Annotated in this window: 12 protein-coding genes and 1 CRISPR repeat array; of the genes, 7 read left to right on the top strand and 5 right to left on the bottom strand. The window is 61.8% G+C overall.

Features of this window, described 5'->3' with window-relative positions:
* Nucleotide 1: 1 nt before the first annotated feature.
* The 7 genes from AB3G31_RS00190 (at nt 2) to AB3G31_RS00160 (ending at nt 6357) form a co-directional block, all read left to right on the top strand.
* Complete coding sequence (locus tag AB3G31_RS00190) at nt 2-1234, top strand: class I SAM-dependent methyltransferase (protein WP_367848231.1); 1233 nt, start codon at nt 2-4, stop codon at nt 1232-1234.
* A gap of 41 nt (nt 1235-1275) precedes the next feature.
* Nucleotides 1276-1770: a chalcone isomerase family protein gene (locus AB3G31_RS00185; protein WP_367848230.1), complete on the top strand. Its 495-nt coding sequence runs from the start codon at nt 1276-1278 to the stop codon at nt 1768-1770.
* Nucleotides 1767-3020 (top strand): MFS transporter, encoded by a 1254-nt coding sequence (locus AB3G31_RS00180; RefSeq protein WP_367848229.1) that lies wholly within the window; start codon nt 1767-1769, stop codon nt 3018-3020. Before AB3G31_RS00185 ends, AB3G31_RS00180 begins: the two co-directional genes overlap by 4 nt.
* A complete protein-coding gene (locus AB3G31_RS00175) occupies nt 3017-3541 on the top strand; it encodes a DUF3833 domain-containing protein (protein WP_367848228.1) in 525 nt (174 codons plus the stop codon). Before AB3G31_RS00180 ends, AB3G31_RS00175 begins: the two co-directional genes overlap by 4 nt.
* Nucleotides 3542-3605: 64 nt before the next feature.
* Nucleotides 3606-4367, top strand: coding sequence for an SDR family NAD(P)-dependent oxidoreductase (locus AB3G31_RS00170; protein ID WP_367848227.1), 762 nt, complete (start codon nt 3606-3608; stop codon nt 4365-4367).
* Complete coding sequence (locus AB3G31_RS00165) at nt 4364-4801, top strand: nuclear transport factor 2 family protein (RefSeq protein ID WP_367848226.1); 438 nt, start codon at nt 4364-4366, stop codon at nt 4799-4801. The genes AB3G31_RS00170 and AB3G31_RS00165 overlap by 4 nt, the downstream gene beginning before the upstream one ends.
* A gap of 68 nt (nt 4802-4869) precedes the next feature.
* Nucleotides 4870-6357 carry a sensor histidine kinase N-terminal domain-containing protein gene (locus tag AB3G31_RS00160; protein WP_367848225.1) on the top strand — a complete coding sequence of 496 codons (1488 nt, stop codon included), beginning with the start codon at nt 4870-4872 and terminating at the stop codon, nt 6355-6357.
* Nucleotides 6358-6490: 133 nt separating this feature from the next.
* Here AB3G31_RS00160 and AB3G31_RS00155 read toward each other — a convergent pair whose 3' ends face one another.
* From AB3G31_RS00155 to csy1, 5 genes are all read right to left on the bottom strand, one after another.
* Nucleotides 6491-7009, bottom strand: a complete 519-nt coding sequence (locus tag AB3G31_RS00155) for a GNAT family N-acetyltransferase (RefSeq protein WP_367848224.1) — start codon at nt 7007-7009, stop codon at nt 6491-6493.
* 401 nt (nt 7010-7410) lie between these two features.
* Nucleotides 7411-13983: direct repeats of the CRISPR family, unit length 28 nt; unit sequence TTTCTGAGCTGCCTATGCGGCAGTGAAC.
* A 140-nt stretch (nt 13984-14123) separates the two neighbouring features.
* On the bottom strand, nt 14124-14687 hold the full coding sequence (cas6f, locus tag AB3G31_RS00150; protein WP_367848223.1) for a type I-F CRISPR-associated endoribonuclease Cas6/Csy4: 564 nt from the start codon (nt 14685-14687) through the stop codon (nt 14124-14126).
* Between the two features lie 5 nt (nt 14688-14692).
* Nucleotides 14693-15721 (bottom strand): type I-F CRISPR-associated protein Csy3, encoded by a 1029-nt coding sequence (gene csy3 / locus AB3G31_RS00145; protein WP_367848222.1) that lies wholly within the window; start codon nt 15719-15721, stop codon nt 14693-14695.
* A gap of 17 nt (nt 15722-15738) precedes the next feature.
* Complete coding sequence (csy2, locus tag AB3G31_RS00140) at nt 15739-16782, bottom strand: type I-F CRISPR-associated protein Csy2 (RefSeq protein ID WP_367848221.1); 1044 nt, start codon at nt 16780-16782, stop codon at nt 15739-15741.
* Nucleotides 16772-17956, bottom strand: coding sequence for a type I-F CRISPR-associated protein Csy1 (gene csy1, locus AB3G31_RS00135; RefSeq protein WP_367848220.1), 1185 nt, complete (start codon nt 17954-17956; stop codon nt 16772-16774). The genes csy2 and csy1 overlap by 11 nt, the downstream gene beginning before the upstream one ends.
* Between the last annotated feature and the right edge of the window lie 587 nt (nt 17957-18543).

The following is an 18543-nucleotide window of genomic DNA, read 5'->3' as shown; positions in this document are numbered from 1 at the left end:
AATGAACTCCACCACCACTGCTCCCGGTTTTGCCGTGCCCAGCGATGCCCCGGCGGCCGCCCGCACCGCCCTGAGGCTCTTGCAGCGCCTGCGCCACGGCAGCATCACCATGCAGTTGCCCGACGGCAGCATGCAGGTCTTCGGCAACCACCAGCAACATGGCGATGCCCCTACCGCCGCCATGACGCTGAAAAACTGGAACGTCTGCGCCGCAGCCCTCAAGTCCGGCGACATCGGTGTGGCCGAAACCTATATCGACGGCGACTGGACCACCCCCAACCTGACCGATCTGCTCACCGTCTTCATCTGCAACCGGCAAGAGATCGAAGACGTGGTCTACGGCAACTGGGTGGGCCGCCTGTGGTACCGCATCAAGCACCTGCTGAACCGCAACACCAAAGCCAACAGCCAGAAGAACATCCACGCCCACTACGACCTGGGCAACGCCTTCTACAGCCTGTGGCTGGACGACAGCATGAACTACTCGTCCGCCTGGTTCGAGGGCGAGCTGGACAAACCGCTGCGCGAGGCGCAAGACGCCAAGGTCCGCCGTGCCCTGGCCATGGCCCGGGTGCAGCCCGGCGACCGGGTGCTGGAAATTGGCTGCGGCTGGGGCGCACTGGCCGAAATGGGCACCACCGAATTCAACGCCAGCGTGACCGGCGTGACCCTGAGTACCGAGCAACTCGCCTTCGCCCACCAGCGCGTGCAGCGCCTGGGCATGGATAGCCGCGCCGACCTGCGCCTGCAGGACTACCGCGACATCACCGACGCGCCGTTTGACGCCATCTGCTCGGTGGAAATGGTGGAAGCCGTGGGCCGCGAATACTGGCCCACCTATTTCCAGACCGTGGCCCGCCTGCTCAAGCCGGGGGGCCGCGCCTGCATCCAGAGCATCGTCATCGACGACAGCCTGTTCGAGCGCTACATCAGCAGCACCGACTTCATCCAGCAGTACATCTTCCCCGGCGGCTGCCTGCCCTGCCCGCGCGAATTCCGCCGCGAAGCCGCCGCGGCTGGGCTGGAGGTGGTGGACGAATTCGCCTTCGGCCCCGACTACGCCGAAACCCTGCGCCGCTGGCGCGACCGGTTTTTGGCCGCCCGCACGGAAGTGCTGCAACTCGGTTTTGACGAAAGGTTCATGCGCTTATGGGAGTTCTACCTGGCCTACTGCGAAGCCGCCTTCGACAAGGGCAACATCAACCTCGTACAGTACACGCTATTAAAAAAGTAGCTGCTTACGCCCTTGTTATAAGCGCTAGCGCCCTGTTCGGCTTGAATGCCTGGGCTGCCGACATCCCCACCGATGTGGCAGCAAGCGTACCGCAGGCCCGCCTGGTGGGCAGCACCCGCCTCAAGGTCTGGGGCTTTGACATCTACGACGCGCAGCTCTGGACCGCCCCCGGCTTCCAGCCTGCCCGCTATGCCGACACCGCCCTGGCGCTGGAGCTAACCTACCTGCGCGATTTCACCCGCGCCGACATCGCCCGCCGCTCGCTCGACGAGATGCGCCGCAGCGCGCCCATTTCGGACGCGCAGGCCAAGAGCTGGCAGCAAAAGCTGGAGGCGGCCTTTCCCGACGTGCAAAAGAACGACCGCATCCTGGGCATCTACCTGCCGCAGACCCGCACCGCCCGCTTCCTGACCAACGGCCAGCCCACGGGTGAGGTCAGCGATGGCGACTTTGCGCGCCTGTTCTTCGGCATCTGGCTGTCGCCCCAAACCTCCGAGCCTGCGATGCGCCGGGCGCTGCTGGCGGGCAACCCATGACCTCTGCCGCGGCATTCACCGCCCGCAACGGCTTGGCCTACGGCCTGATGGGTCTGCCCTTGGCCTTTGTGGCGCTGCCGCTGTACGTGGTGCTGCCCAACCACTACGCCACCACGCTGGGCGTGCCGCTGGCCGTGCTGGGGCAGATCTTGCTGGGCGCGCGCCTGTTCGACGGCCTCATCGACCCGCTGCTGGGCCGCTGGGGCGACGCGCTGTTTGCCCGCCCCACCCACGCCAGCCGCGCCGTGCTGGGCGTGGCTGCCGGGGCGGCGGTGGTCATGGCGCTGGGCTTCTGGGGGCTGTTCTTTCCTGCCACGCAAGACCACGTGCTGCTGTGGGCCGCCGCCCTGCTGGTCGTCACCTACACCGCCTACAGCACCCTGGGCGTGCTGCACCAGGCCTGGGCCGGGTTACTGGGCGGCACCGAGGCCCAGCGCAGCCGCATCGTCGCCTGGCGCGAAGGCCTGGGCCTGGTGGGCGTGGTGACGGCCAGCGTGGCCCCGGTGCTGCTGGGCCTGCCCACCACGGTGGGGCTGTTGGCGCTTTCTTTGGGCTTGGGTTGGTGGGCCTGGAGCCACGCCATCGCACCCGCCCCGCAAATCCCCTCCCAGACGCGCGCCGCGTTGTGGCTGCCGCTGCACAACCCCGCGTTTCGCCGCCTGCTGGGCGTGTTCATGGTGAACGGCATTGCCAGCGCCGTGCCCGCCACCCTGGTGCTGTTCTTTATGCAAGACCGGCTGCTGGCCCCGCAGGCGCTGCAGCCGCTGTTTCTGGCCACCTACTTTGTGTGCGCCGCCCTGTCGATTCCGCTGTGGCTGCGCCTGGTGCCCCGGCTGGGCCTGGCGCGCACCTGGTTGGTGGGCATGGGCGTGGCGGTGGCCGCGTTTGTGGGGGCTTCCCTGCTGGGCGCGGGCGACAGCACGGCGTTTCTGGCCGTGTGCGCTGCCTCGGGTATCGCCCTGGGCACCGACCTGGCCCTGCCCAGCGCATTGCTGGCGGGCCTGGTGCAAAAACAGGGCGGTGCGGGTTTGTACTTCGGCTGGTGGAACTTCGCCACCAAGCTGAATCTGGCCCTGGCCGCCGGGCTGGCCCTGCCGCTGCTGGCCTACTTTGGCTACACCCCCGGCGCGCAGGATGCCGCCGCCCTGCACGCCCTCACCGCCACCTACTGCCTGCTGCCCTGCGCCCTGAAGCTGGCGGCGGCAGCGGCGCTCTATTTGCTCATCATCCGACCCAAGGACTCCCCATGAAACGCCGTCTTCTTCTTTTGGCTACCAGCGCTGCCCTGGCCGGTTGCGCGGGCCCGCAGGTGACCGACTACGCGGGCCAAACCCCCCAGCTGGATTTGCGCACCTATTTCAACGGCACGCTGGACGCTTTTGGGGTGTTCACCGACCGCTCCGGCAAGGTGGTCAAGCGCTTCACCGTGTTGATGGTCTGCAGCTGGAACGGCGACGACGGCGTGCTCGACGAGTCGTTTACCTACGCCGACGGCACGCTGCAAAAGCGCATCTGGCGCCTGCACCGCGAAGCCGATGGCCGCTACACCGGCCGCGCCGACGATGTGGTGGGCACGGCCCTGGGCTCCGAGAGCGGCAACGCCTTCCACTGGCAGTACACGCTGGCCCTGCCGGTGGACGGCTCGGTCTACAACGTGCAGTTTGACGACTGGATGTACCTGATGACCGACAAGGTCATGCTCAACAAAGCCACCATGTCCAAGCTGGGTATCCGCCTGGGCGAAGTCACGCTGTCGTTCACAAAACGTTAAGCCAAATTGGCATCTTGTGCTTATTCCATAAGCGTGAGCAGCTACCAAGAATAGAGCAAACCCCATGGCATTGAATCCCCCCCTCATCGACTGGCGCGGCAAAACCGTGTGGTTGATCGGCGCGTCCAGCGGCATTGGCCGCGCCACCGCCGGGCTGCTGCACGGGCAGGGCGCGCAGGTGGTGGTGTCGGCCCGCCATGCCGCCGCGCTCGACGCCTTTGTGGCCGAACACCCCGGCGCGCAGGCCCTGCCACTGGACGCCGCCGACCCGGCGGCCGTGCGCGCCGCCGCCGACTCCCTGGCCCGCATCGACGCAGTGGTGTACTGCGCGGGCTACTACCGCCCCCAGCGCGCCACCGCTTTCCAATTGGCCGAGATGCAGCAGCACCTGCAGGTCAACTACGTGGGCGCGCTGCATATGCTCGATGCCGTGCTGCCCACCCTGCTGCGCCAGGGCCATGGCCATATCAGCCTGGTGGCCAGCGTGGCCGGGTACAGCGGCCTGCCGCAAAGCCTGGCCTACGGCCCCACCAAGGCCGCGCTCATCAACCTGGCCGAAACCCTGTACCTGGACCTGCATGACAGCGGCATCGGCGTGAGCCTGATCTGCCCCGGCTTTGTGCAAACCCCGCTCACCGCGCAAAACGAGTTCGCCATGCCCGCCCTCCTGACCCCCGAGCAGGCCGCCCACGAGATCCTGCACGGCTGGGCCCGCGGCCAGTTCGAAATCCACTTTCCCAAGCGCTTCACCCGCTGGATGAAAACCCTGCGCCTGCTGCCGTACCGCGCCTACTTTCCCGCCATCCGCCGGATGACCGGGCTATGAGCGATCCCAAAGACTCCATCAGCGGCATCGTCGAATTTTTTGAAACGCTGACCCCGCAGTCTGTCGCCCGCTGCGGGGATTTTTATGCGCCCCACGCCCGCTTCAAAGACCCGTTCAAGGACGTGCGCGGCGTGCCTGCCATCCAGGCCATCTACGCCCACATGTTCACCGCCCTGGAGGCCCCGCGCTTTGTGGTGGTGGAGCGCATCGCCAGCGGCCAGCAGTGCTTTCTGGCCTGGGACTTCCACTTCCGCTTCAAAAACTTCGCCACCGGCACCCCCCAGACCATCCACGGCGGCAGCCACTTGCAGCTGGACGACACGGGCCGCATCACCCTGCACCGCGACTACTGGGATGCGGCCGAGGAGCTGTACGAAAAGCTGCCGGTGGTGGGCGCTCTGATGCGCTGGCTGAAAAACCGCGCCAACGCGTAAGACTGCGTAAGCCAACGGAAGGGACAGGGTGGCTAAGATGCCGAGGTGATCCACCCCGTCCCATCCCCGTGAAAATTTTCCAGCGCGAGCAACGTTCCCTGTTCGGTGAAATCCTGGACTGGATGCTCACGCCCCTGCTGCTGCTGTGGCCGGTCAGCCTGGCGCTGACCTGGCTGGTGGCGCAGGGCATTGCGGGCAAGCCGTTCGACCGGGCGCTGGAATACAACGTACAGGCCCTGTCGCAGCTGCTGGTGGTGTCGCAGCCGCACCAGGCCCAGTTCAACCTGCCCCTGCCCGCGCGCGAATTCATGCGCGCCGACGACTCCGACCAGGTCTACTACCAGGTGCTGGGCGGGCACGGCGAGTACCTCAGCGGCGAGCACGACTTCCCCGCCCCGCCCGCCACCGAAAAGCCCGCCGAAGGCCCGGTGCACCTGCGCGACGACGAAATGCGCGGCCTGGACGTGCGCGTGGCCTACCTGTGGGTCACGCTGGACCTGCCCGGCAGCCCGCTGGCCCTGGTGCAGGTGGCCGAAACCCGCGAAAAGCGCTCGGTGCTGGCGGCCGAAATTATCAAGGGCGTGATGCTGCCGCAGTTCGTCATCCTGCCGCTGGCCGTGCTGCTGGTGTGGCTGGCGCTGGCGCGCGGCATCCAGCCCCTCAAGCGCCTGGAAGAACGCATCCGCGCCCGTACCTCGGACGACCTGAGCCCGCTGGACGAAAAGGCCGTGCCGCTGGAAGTCGCGCCCCTGGTCTCGTCCGTGAATGACCTGCTCAACCGCCTCAAGGACTCCATCGCCACCCAGAAGCGCTTCCTGGCCGACGCCGCCCACCAGCTCAAAACCCCGCTGGCGGGCCTGCGCATGCAAGCCGACCTGGCCCAGCGCGAGGGCACCAACACGGCCGAGCTCAAACGCTCGCTGCAGCAAATCGGCCGCTCCAGCGTGCGCGCCACCCACACCGTCAACCAGCTGCTGGCCCTGGCCCGGGCCGAAAACGGCAGCGTCAGCCTGAGCCTGCAACTCTGCGACCTGGCCCGCCTCACCATGGACGTGGTGCGCGACTCCGTGCCCCACGCGCTGGAAAAACGCATCGACCTGGGTTTTGAGGGGGCCGAACCCGGCAGCCCCGGCGTACAGCTCAACGGCAACCCCACGCTGATCAAGGAACTGGTGCGCAACCTGGTGGACAACGCCATCAACTACACCCCCTCGGGCGGCATCATCACCGCGCGCGTGCTGGCCGATACCGAAACCCCCATCGGCCCCATCAGCCCGATTGGCCGCGCCACCGCCAGCGTGCTGCTGCAGGTGGAAGACACCGGCCCCGGCATCCCCGAAGCCGAGCGCATCCTGGTGTTCCAGCCCTTCTACCGCGCCCTGGGCACCGAGGCCGACGGCTCCGGCCTGGGCCTGTCCATCGTCCAGGAAATCGCCCGCCAGCACAGCGCCGAGGTCACCCTGGAAGACGCCCACCCCGGCGCCACCCCGCCGGGCACGCGGGTGGCGGTGCGGTTTGCAAGGGCGGGGTTGCCGTCGGGGTCTGGGGAGGTTTGATTTTTAATGGGGCGGCTTTCGGACCTGAGCAGAATCGGCTATTTGCGCCCATTCGGTGGGCATAAGCAGCTATCTAAACCATAGCGATCAGAGAAATTATGCTGCTGGTTCCGCGGGCATCCATCGCGCGAGTTCAGGTACCACCGTGCACCTGCGGCGGCGCAGGGTGCAGCCGGGCCATGGCCAGGGCATCCACATAGCGTCCTTGGCGCAAGGCGTAGGCGCGGTGCGTGCCTTCCAGCACAAAGCCGCGGCGCTGGTACAGGTGCTGGGCGGCGGTGTTGTCGGCGTAGACGGTGAGCTCCAGGCGCAACAGGTGCAGCCAGTGGTCGGCCAGGTCGATGGCGGCTTTCAACAGTGCCGTGCCCACGCCCTGGCCCTGCAGGTCGTCGCGTACCGCCATGCCCAGGCCGGCCACGTGGGCGCGGCGCGGGTGGGGCACCGGGTGTAGGCCCAAGTGGCCCACCACCTCGCCCGCCACCACGGCCACCAGCACCCGGTCGTAAGTCCCCATGCCTGCAAGCCGCTGCCGCCACACTTCGCGCGATTGCAGCGGGATTTGCAGGGTGCCCGCAGCAGCCTGCGGGTGCGTGTAGATGTGGGCGATGGCGGTGTAGTCGTCCGGCTCGGCGTGGCGGATGGTGGTCTGCATGGGCGTACGGCGGGGGAAAGCTGCCCATGGTATCGGGCTGGCGGTTAGGCCCGGGTGCGCCCGCAGTACTCAGGGATGCATACACGCCATGTCCACCACCCGCCGCATGGTGGTTTTGGGGGCGACATCGTTCCAGCTCATGGGGCCGTGCTCGGAGGTATTGATGCCGCGTACCTGGCGTGTAACTCGTAGCCCTGCGTAAGGGAGGCGTTGGCAGCGGTCAGGTGTTGCGAGTCGGTGCCGATGGTACAGCCAGCGTGCGGGCCATGTACGTCTATGTGAAGAACACTTTTTAATTGCCGTGATAGTCCTTAAGAATAGGCCGCTTACGCTTATCCAGCCTGCACAAGAAGCTATTTTTTTGATAGTTTTTGTCCTCAGCCGCCCATCTACTGGGAGGTTTGTTGAGCTGCTTGTGCGGCAGTGAACAATTGAGGGGCATCCTGGTGGGCGTTTGTCTTTTTCTGAGCTGCCGATGCGGCAGTGAACGTTGGCCCCCAGGGTGGCGGGTAGCGCCTTCATTTCTGAGCTGCCTATGCGGCAGTGAACCTGACCCTGCGCTTCCTGCTGGCCCACGGCAATTTCTGAGCTGCCTATGCGGCAGTGAACGTTGTAGAGGCCGGTCGTTCCGGCGTCGGTGATTTCTGAGCTGCCTATGCGGCAGTGAACCCTGCCGCCGCACGTGCGGCTTCTGCCTTGTCTTTCTGAGCTGCCTATGCGGCAGTGAACGTTGCATTTTTAGCCTTCTTTGACGCGGGTGCTTTCTGAGCTGCCTATGCGGCAGTGAACGCCACCAGCCTGGCCAGCCAGAGCGCGATCAATTTCTGAGCTGCCTATGCGGCAGTGAACTGGGTCATGCCTGCGTCGGTCTGCGGGATCTTTTTCTGAGCTGCCTATGCGGCAGTGAACGCCAATTGGAACGAACCGCTCGGGCCGTTTAATTTCTGAGCTGCCTATGCGGCAGTGAACAAAAGCCAATGCTGGCCGCTGGGGGTTCCCGGTTTTCTGAGCTGCCTATGCGGCGGTGAACCAGCAGGCGGGTAGGCTTGGTGGTTTTGAGGTTTTCTGAGCTGCCTATGCGGCAGTGAACCGTACTTACTGACCGTGTAGAGCGCTTCAATCTTTCTGAGCTGCCTATGCGGCAGTGAACTGGCCTGGAGCAAATACAACCGGGCGCAGGGCTTTCTGAGCTGCCTATGCGGCAGTGAACATCACCTGCACGCGCGTTCGCAGCCACAGCCTTTTCTGAGCTGCCTATGCGGCAGTGAACGTCGCGTTACTCATAAATATCACTTTCTTCTATTTCTGAGCTGCCTATGCGGCAGTGAACCTCCAGAAGTCGCCGACACACTCATCGCCGATTTTCTGAGCTGCCTATGCGGCAGTGAACGGATTGAATGTAGAGAATCGCTATCTACCATATTTCTGAGCTGCCTATGCGGCAGTGAACTACGACGGACCCCAGCGCCGACACCTCAAATTTTTCTGAGCTGCCTATGCGGCAGTGAACGCCGCCTGCGCCGTCGTTGAATTGGCGCTGGCTTTCTGAGCTGCCTATGCGGCAGTGAACGGTGGGCATTGAAATAAGTGGGTCGGCATGTATTTCTGAGCTGCCTATGCGGCAGTGAACTGCCGTGACGATCGATAACTGCTGGTTTGATGTTTCTGAGCTGCCTATGCGGCAGTGAACGGGCTGGTGTTCCTGGTCATTGCTTCCGTGCTTTTCTGAGCTGCCTATGCGGCAGTGAACGCTGTATTCGTCACGAGCCCACCAGCAACGAATTTCTGAGCTGCCTATGCGGCAGTGAACTCCACGTAGGATTGATTTTTGGGAACCGGCTATTTCTGAGCTGCCTATGCGGCAGTGAACAGAACGTGGACGGCCTGCGCCAGGACGGCAGCTTTCTGAGCTGCCTATGCGGCAGTGAACGAGCCCGCAACCACCTAACAACACCTGAGATCTTTCTGAGCTGCCTATGCGGCAGTGAACTCCGGTGCGCAGCGCCGGTCCGATTTTTTGATTTCTGAGCTGCCTATGCGGCAGTGAACAGGCAAGGGCTACCTGCTGCAGTTTGGTTTCCTTTCTGAGCTGCCTATGCGGCAGTGAACATTGCCGCCAGCAAGATCACCGCCATTGCTGATTTCTGAGCTGCCTATGCGGCAGTGAACCCGCCTGGCGTGGCGTTTGACGTGTTCGATGCTTTCTGAGCTGCCTATGCGGCAGTGAACACCATGTTCGGGGGCATCACGCTATCCGGCTTTTTCTGAGCTGCCTATGCGGCAGTGAACGCGGGTGCGGCCAGCCTGGCGGTGTACGTCAATTTCTGAGCTGCCTATGCGGCAGTGAACCTGTGCACCGGCTGCGCCACCTTGCCGGGCGTTTTCTGAGCTGCCTATGCGGCAGTGAACGGCTTCTGCTTAGCCGTAGCCATCCACAGCGATTTCTGAGCTGCCTATGCGGCAGTGAACATATGTTTGCCGCGCTCATTCCGATGGCTCCATTTCTGAGCTGCCTATGCGGCAGTGAACAATCCCCAAACTTAGACCGCCCCTTGAACACTTTTCTGAGCTGCCTATGCGGCAGTGAACCTCATGAGCCTACTTCCGGACCTGCTGGACAATTTCTGAGCTGCCTATGCGGCAGTGAACCCCTTCTGTGCCATCTCCATCAATTTAAGCTTTTTCTGAGCTGCCTATGCGGCAGTGAACGACCACCAGTTGAACCACCAGCGGCGTTATTGTTTTCTGAGCTGCCTATGCGGCAGTGAACCAGGTAGATACGTTCAACCAGTCGCTGGCTACTTTCTGAGCTGCCTATGCGGCAGTGAACGTAATGTCGGAATGCCTGTGAGTCTGCGAATTTTTCTGAGCTGCCTATGCGGCAGTGAACGTTTCCCAGGATTTGCACCGAGCGGGTTTCGATTTTCTGACCTGCCTATGCGGCAGTGAACGGGCCGGGTAGGGCGCATGGTGGACCCGATGTTTTCTGAGCTGCCTATGCGGCAGTGAACTCGTATTTCTTGTTGTCGATCACCCGGTCATTTTTCTGAGCTGCCTATGCGGCAGTGAACGGGCCGCGTGCGGCGCATGGAGTGCGGCCTGTTTTCTGAGCTGCCTATGCGGCAGTGAACTTCACGATCAGGCTGGCACTCCACAACTTGCATTTCTGAGCTGCCTATGCGGCAGTGAACGCTGCTGCTGCTTCCGCTGCTGCGATTTCTTCTTTTCTGAGCTGCCTATGCGGCAGTGAACACTTAGCTTGAACTTTGGGTAGTTTCTGGATTTTTCTGAGCTGCCTATGCGGCAGTGAACCTCTATCAGTCTGCGCTAACACATCTTTACCTTTTCTGAGCTGCCTATGCGGCAGTGAACACCAATCCACTCTGACAACCCAATCTCCCAGTTTTCTGAGCTGCCTATGCGGCAGTGAACATCTCCTTTAAATTGACCACCTTGTTCGGCTTATTTCTGAGCTGCCTATGCGGCAGTGAACGCGCAGGGTGTTCAGGCAAGGCGCGTTGTCCTTTTCTGAGCTGCCTATGCGGCAGTGAACCGTCGGGGAATGACCGTCGGGCGGCCGATCGATTTCTGAGCTGCCTATGCGGCAGTGAACTTTTCGTATTTGCTCATCATCAATCTCCAATATTTCTGAGCTGCCTATGCGGCAGTGAACCATGGCTCCTAAGTCCCAAACGCTGGATGCCCTTTCTGAGCTGCCTATGCGGCAGTGAACTACTGGCTGCGCGGCTGCTATCTTTGCGAGAATTTCTGAGCTGCCTATGCGGCAGTGAACAGAACGCAGGGAAGTATTGCCAACGCGCTGTATTTCTGAGCTGCCTATGCGGCAGTGAACGGATTGGTGTTCCTGGTCATCGCTTCCGTGCTTTTCTGAGCTGCCTATGCGGCAGTGAACTTCGCAAGAAGGTCATCACGCCTGTGGATTGATTTCTGAGCTGCCTATGCGGCAGTGAACGTTTGCTGGACTGCGTTTTGCGCGTCTTTGGTTTTCTGAGCTGCCTATGCGGCAGTGAACTGCGGTGGCATTGGCCACGACGATGCGCTGCTTTTCTGAGCTGCCTATGCGGCAGTGAACCTACCCAAAGTGTTGGATTCATTGTTGCTCCATTTCTGAGCTGCCTATGCGGCAGTGAACGAGCGCACGCCGCCACGCTTCGCCCGCTTTCTTTTCTGAGCTGCCTATGCGGCAGTGAACCGAACAAGTTTTGAAACGTATTTTTAGGACGCTTTCTGAGCTGCCTATGCGGCAGTGAACTATTCTCCGCAAGTTGGCTGCATACAGGCGACTTTCTGAGCTGCCTATGCGGCAGTGAACTCGGATTTGCCCGCCTTTGCGGGCAATGTCCTTTTCTGAGCTGCCTATGCGGCAGTGAACTTGCGCCTTGTCGCCTTTTTCGCCGCTTTGTATTTCTGAGCTGCCTATGCGGCAGTGAACCTGGAAAATGCGGCCTGCTGCAACGTCGGTCATTTCTGAGCTGCCTATGCGGCAGTGAACGTGGTGATTTTCAGATTCATTTCTTTCGACACTTTCTGAGCTGCCTATGCGGCAGTGAACTCAGGTGCTTCAAATGTCCGGCCCAGCGTTGTTTTCTGAGCTGCCTATGCGGCAGTGAACTGTGTGCGCGGAGCATGGCGGTACTTTCGATGTTTCTGAGCTGCCTATGCGGCAGTGAACATCTCGGCGGCTGGGCTTGTCGTCTTCGTGCATTTCTGAGCTGCCTATGCGGCAGTGAACGACAGCCTTGAGCGCTGGAAGCAGATGCAAGCTTTCTGAGCTGCCTATGCGGCAGTGAACATCTCGCCGATCATGGCGTGGTACTTTTCTTCTTTCTGAGCTGCCTATGCGGCAGTGAACAAACACCCAGCCTTGCAGCACGCCTTAAAAAATTTCTGAGCTGCCTATGCGGCAGTGAACCAAACGAGTACAGCGACTGGCTGAAATCATTGTTTCTGAGCTGCCTATGCGGCAGTGAACCGCCTGACCGAACTGCGGGTACTCCTGAGCGTTTTCTGAGCTGCCTATGCGGCAGTGAACGCACGGGTGATCGTGGTCCCCGCGCCGTTCCCTTTCTGAGCTGCCTATGCGGCAGTGAACACGGCGTGGTGACCCTCGTGCAACTCGGCACTTTTCTGAGCTGCCTATGCGGCAGTGAACCCGTCCATGATCCACAGCAGGATTTGCTTGCATTTCTGAGCTGCCTATGCGGCAGTGAACACCACGTGGGCCTGGTAGATCGCGTCGTCCAGTTTCTGAGCTGCCTATGCGGCAGTGAACTCAGATGCCCAGGCGCTGTGCAGTTGCCGCTTTTTCTGAGCTGCCTATGCGGCAGTGAACGCCGCGACTTCGGCTGCATAGTCGCCCATGACTTTCTGAGCTGCCTATGCGGCAGTGAACGCCCCGCATGAGCAGGTCGGAGCGGTCAGACCTTTCTGAGCTGCCTATGCGGCAGTGAACGCCGTCAGTATTCTCTAATGCATTTTCCAAGCTTTCTGAGCTGCCTATGCGGCAGTGAACCCGAAAGCAAATTCCCTGACCGCATCCTGCCTTTTCTGAGCTGCCTATGCGGCAGTGAACCTGCGCGGGTTTGAAGAAGCCGCCCAGTACATTTTCTGAGCTGCCTATGCGGCAGTGAACGACCACAAGGACGAGCTAGCCCGCTACAAGCATTTCTGAGCTGCCTATGCGGCAGTGAACAAATCACATTGCGCAGAGTTCCGCTTCTTGCTTTTCTGAGCTGCCTATGCGGCAGTGAACTTCGTGCGCATGCGGTCGCGCTTCAGCGACGATTTCTGAGCTGCCTATGCGGCAGTGAACGTAATCTGCTCTTTGAATTTTTCGTTCATTTTTTTCTGAGCTGCCTATGCGGCAGTGAACGGCGATCACCACCCGGTTCACCGCGTTAATCTTTTCTGAGCTGCCTATGCGGCAGTGAACGATGGATGACGAGTCGTTCGCCACGGCACAACTTTCTGAGCTGCCTATGCGGCAGTGAACGTCCAGCGTCAGCAGGCGCAGCAGGTGGCTGGCTTTCTGAGCTGCCTATGCGGCCGTGAACGGCACCAATGGCCTGGAGGTCACCACCGGGCATTTCTGAGCTGCCTATGCGGCAGTGAACATCCAACGCGGCCATGCATCGTTCGCTTCAGATTTCTGAGCTGCCTATGCGGCAGTGAACGACGGGGCGCGTGGACGGTTCGACTATCGCCTTTTCTGAGCTGCCTATGCGGCAGTGAACGACATTGCAACGACACAGGTTGGGTATGCGATTTTCTGAGCTGCCTATGCGGCAGTGAACCCAGCAGATCGGCGGCGCGCCCGTGGGCGTGTTTTCTGAGCTGCCTATGCGGCAGTGAACCGCGACCGCATCACCGGCACGAAGACCTCGCTTTTCTGAGCTGCCTATGCGGCAGTGAACATTCCACGGTCCACATTGCCAGGCGCTGAAATTTTCTGAGCTGCCTATGCGGCAGTGAACCATGCACCGCGTGCACGACGGAACTGCACTTTTTTCTGAGCTGCCTATGCGGCAGTGAACCGAATACGCCCTCAAGACCCGGCTGCACGAGTTTTCTGAGCTGCCTATGCGGCAGTGAACACTGAAGCTATAGAAATCATTCCTGCAACTGATTTCTGAGCTGCCTATGCGGCAGTGAACCTCGACAGCGCCCGCTTTTCACTGTCTGGCTTTTTCTGAGCTGCCTATGCGGCAGTGAACTCACCCCGCCGCCCACCCCTACCGGCTTCGCTTTTCTGAGCTGCCTATGCGGCAGTGAACGTAGCGTGGTGGACACCGCGACGACTTTGAACTTTCTGAGCTGCCTATGCGGCAGTGAACTTTTGGTCGTTCAGCGCGGCCAAGATCTCCTTTTTCTGAGCTGCCTATGCGGCAGTGAACAGTCCCGCCACGAAACCCTCATGTCCACTCTTTTTCTGAGCTGCCTATGCGGCAGTGAACTAGCCTATCTCCACGGCAAGTCGTTGAATTGCAAGCGTTAATCTGCCCGTTCCCTCAAAACCCCTATTTTTGGGACCAATCTGCAAGCTCTTGTTTTTAAAAGACTTTTTAGGGGGGCTAAAAATAGGGTGAAAAAAGGGTCAAAACCAGGGGATGGTGGTGGTGGCGCTTAAGCCATAGGTGCCAAACTTGCCCACGCTGGCATTTTCTTGCAATGCACCGTGCCGGATGAACAGCCTGAAGGGCTGCGCCGTGCTGTGGCTGCGCAGGTGTAGATAGGGCAGGTCCAGTCGCTCGGCCACCGCGTCGGGTACGCGGGTCAGAGCCTCTGCAGCATCGATGCCATGGCGGCGCATTTGGCGGCGGCGCAGGCGCTCGGGGTTGCTTTTGGCCTGCACACGGCTGACCGTGCGGTGTGCCACCTGGGGCGGAATGGCCAGCAACGCGGTGGTGTGCACATGGTCACGCAGCGCGCCGAGCCATGGGGTTGCCATGAAGCCGGTGAGGTCGGCTTGGCTGCCATGCAAGCGCAGGCGGTCGCCCAGCCACTGTCGGTCTGGCTGTACTGCCGGAAAGCTGATGCCGATGTGCTCGCTGCGCTGGGCCACCAGGGCCAGGTGCAGCTTGCTGAACAAGGCGGTCAGAAGGTGTGCTGGGGCAATCTCCGGGTCGGGTAGCAGGGTGAGGTCAACAAAGTGGTCCATGGCCTTTAGTCCTTGCCGGAGTCGCCAAATACGCCGCCGCGCACCAGGTTGGCCATGACGTAATGCTGTTGGGCGGTATCGGGCACCTGGTCTTTGAGCACCCAGGCATCGAACAGCGAGTAGAAATCCATCTTGGCCTTGGGCTGGCGGTAGGCCTTGCCTTGCGAGGTGACGGAGCCGTAGGGTTCCACCGCGATGGGGCCTTGCTCGGCGGCCTCGGGATACCAGGTGTCGATGGTGCGGATGGCGTTGCCCAGCTTTTGCGAGTGCATGGCCGCCACGTCGTTCACGGTGTACAGGGTTTTGCTTTTGCCGGCCTTGTCTTTGTCCAGAATCAACTCTTGCGACGGAAACACCTCTTGCCCGGCACCTACACGCAAGTAGGCGGTGACCTGCAGCAAAACGTGGCGCGAACCCGTGAGTCCTTGCTCCAGCACTGTCGCCAGTTGGGTGAGGTCGGCAGAGCTGGCGCTGAAGTCACGTAGCGAGTGGCCCAGGGCATCAAAGGTCCAGGTTTGCGCGGCTTGCCCTTGTACCCAATGCGCTACCTGCACTTCGATCTGCTCCGCGCCCAGGCGGTTGCGCCACAGGAAGCGGCCATTGGCCAGGTTGTGTGCGTAGCGGCGCGCCAGCTCGCCAAACCCTTGCGACTGGGTGTAGGTTTGCACGGTGGCCAGCAGCTTGGCCTGGTAGTCGGCGCTGTTGCAGGCCGACGGTATGCCCGTACCACCCAGCACCCGCAGCGTAAAGCTGACTTTGAGGGTGTCTGCATCGGCGGGCAGGGTGGCTACATCGACGGTTTGCAGGTTTGGACTTTCGATGGCGGCATCCAGCTTGGCCGGGTCCTGGTCTTTGGTTTTGAGGCGGTTGGAAATCGTGCCACGTACCGATTTGGCCCGTACTTCAACCGCAGGCCATGGTTGGCTGGCGCTGCGATCTGCCCATTTGCCTGCGGCAAACAGTGCGTCAGACGGGTCCAGCTTGCGTTCAAACGCGAGAACGGAGGCGGTTTTGGTGGTGGTGGTCGTTGCCATGGGTTTGCTCCTAGAAATCAGTCGATGAAGGTGACGGGGGTGTAGGTGTCTGTCGCGGGGGCCTGGTACGCGTTGGTGCAGCGGTACAGGCCGGTGGCTGGCGTGTGCTCGGGCCGCCAGGTGAGTTGGGCCAAGTCGTCCAGGCGGTGGGGGCTTACCCACTGGCCTATGGAATACACGCCCTCCACAAACCGAAAGGGTGTGTCCATGTCGCGCGCGCCTGCCACGGTGCCGGGTGGGTGCAGGTCGGACAGGGCGGCGTAGCCCACGGGGATGGGCACCAGCCAGCCGGGGCGCGGGTCTGCGGCCCATTCCACGGTTTCGGCGTATGCGTCGCCCGCTGCGTTCCACACGGTGGTGGTCGTGGCCCGGTAGTTGATGCGCGCCAGGTCCAGCCACGCATCCAGCAGGGTGGGCTGTGCCTCTGGCGTGTTGGCACGCATGGCTTCCAGTCGGCTGTGCAGCAGGTCGTCGCGCGACACCAGCGCAAAACCGGGTAGCCATTGGCGGCCCAGCCGTTTGAATTGCTGGGCCCGCAGGTCGGGCGCTTCGGCCAGCAGTACCAATTGGGGGCGCGGTGGCCGCCGCAAAGTACCGGCCACTGGCGGCATGACGCTGCCCCCGGCGATGCGCATGCCCGCAACCCAGTCGCCCACTTGTGCTGCGCAGGCGGCCCGTGCGGCATCGTTGAGCAGGGCGGAGCTGAGCTGTACCTCGAACACCAGCGTGATGTCCAGGTGCACCCGACCTTCTTCCACGATGGCCGCTGTGGAGCCGTCTTGCAGCACGGGGTTGCGTGTGAGGCAAAAGCTGCGGGTGTAGCCGCCGGAGGTAACCTGCGCCTCAAACCCATGGCAGACCACGCCCACGCTTTGAAAGCGAATGCCCGCGTCCGCCCCCAAGCGCCGCGCCAGCGCGGCCATCAGCCCGGTAAACGCGGTGATGGATGGAAACCCCCAGGTCAGCGGGCTGGAGATGGCGTTGGCGTTTTGTACCCGCAGGCGGGGCAGCACCAGCAGGGCCGCGTGCGGGGTGGGGTTGTTCGGCAATTCATTCGACATAGCTGCCCTCTCGCTCTTCGGCCTTGATTTGCTCCAGCATGGCCTTGCGCCAGGCCAGAAACTCCGGGTCGCCCATGGGTAGCGGGTTGCGCAGCTGGGCGTTGAGCCAGTTGGCAAACGCGGCGCTGATGCGTTCGGGTAGGTCGGTGGGCGGGGCTCGGCCCAGCTCGGTATCGGTGGCGGCCACGCCCTCGGGGTCCAGCCAGCGGGCTTCGGCATCGCCCAGTTGGCAGGCTGGTGCTTGGCTCCAGCCGGGCTCCAGGCTGCGCAGTTCGGCGCTGAACTGCAAAAACGCGTCAACCAACTGTTCCACCCAGGCCGCCCGCTTCGCGCGGGTATCCATGGTGGGGTGGGGGTCGGCCAGCAAGAATTCCCGCAAATCCTTGGCGCATTTGCGCACTTCGGGGCGGCGGCCGTAGCGGTGGAACATCGAGTCGGTGCGCAGCAGCGGCTGCAGGTCCACTGAACGCCACACGGGCGGCAAGGAGGCCAGCAGGTTGTTGTTGCCCCGGCGTTCGCTGTTGAGCTGGCTGATGTTTTGGGGTTTGGTGCCGCCCAGCTGCTGCACCGCCAGCTGCGGGTACTCGCGCACCGGGCGCTCACTGTGGGTGTTGGATTTTTTGGCTTCACGGGCGGCTTTGGCGGCATCGCTAAAGCGGTCGTCTTGCAGGGTTTCAAATACACGGTGGGCCAGCGAACTGGCATACAGTGGGGCCAACAAGTGGTAGCCCGCGTCGTCCAGCGGGTCGTCACCGGTCTGCCAATAAAGTTGTTTGGCCAGGGTGTGTGAGGCCACGCGCCCACGGGGGACCACCAGCCCAGCAAAAGCCTGCATCCACGCCTGGGCCTGGGCCGGGTTGTCGCTCAGGGCTGCGGCCAGGTTGGCATCTTCTGCCACGCACAGTTCCAGCAGGGTGTGGCCTGCGTGTTTCAGCTTCAATAATTTGTGGACATCCAGCGCAGCGGCATTGCCCACCACGTCCCCGGCAAAGCTGCTGCCCAGGCAGTGGCTGCCCACCACGTCCAGCACGGGCAGGGTGCTGGGCGGGCAATAGAGGTTGGTGCCTTTGGCATCGGGGTGTACTGGTTTGAGGGAGTGGGTCACCGCCTGGATCTGTCCGGCACGGCGGGCAGCGTCTTCCAGCCAGACGGCGGGGGTGAACTGTTGGCGCATTGCTTGGCGCAGGGGATCGTCAGGATCGAGCTTTTCGAGTTTGCTATCCAAACGTTGAGATAAAAACGTCGAGACAAGCAAACGAATTTCAGCCTGACTAGGCATAGAAGTCGTAAGCATGGAGGGAGTACCCAAGAGATTGCGGCGATGCAGCCACAGATAAAATGTCCCCAGGCAACGCCTAGGGACGCGAATTTGGCAAGCAGCACTTGCCTAGAACTTATCTTCTGATCATGTGATGTGTGACCACATTCGTACCCTCCTTCGATCAACAACCTTGCTCGTAGGTGCCTTGGCGCTCGACTGCCTTTGGCGTTGTCATTCAATCCCAACGAGACTGCAATCTCGTTGGGATTATCTATAAATCTTAATCCTATCAACTGCGCTCTGCAACGGTAACATTTTATACTTTCATGGATCATATACCCAAATGACTTTGGATGCCAAGTCAACACCTCGCCGTACACTCGCTTAACTCCCGAATAGGTAACTCAGAAACGCGTGGTACCCGCTGGCGGAGACGCTGAGTTTTCACTGCCGTACAGGCAGCTTAGAAATATCAACTGCGCCCTGCAACGGGAACAACG

The sequence above is a fragment of the Rhodoferax sp. WC2427 genome, assembly GCF_040822085.1.
Lineage (GTDB): Bacteria > Pseudomonadota > Gammaproteobacteria > Burkholderiales > Burkholderiaceae_C > Rhodoferax_B.
This window is presented reverse-complemented; position numbering and strand designations above follow the sequence as displayed.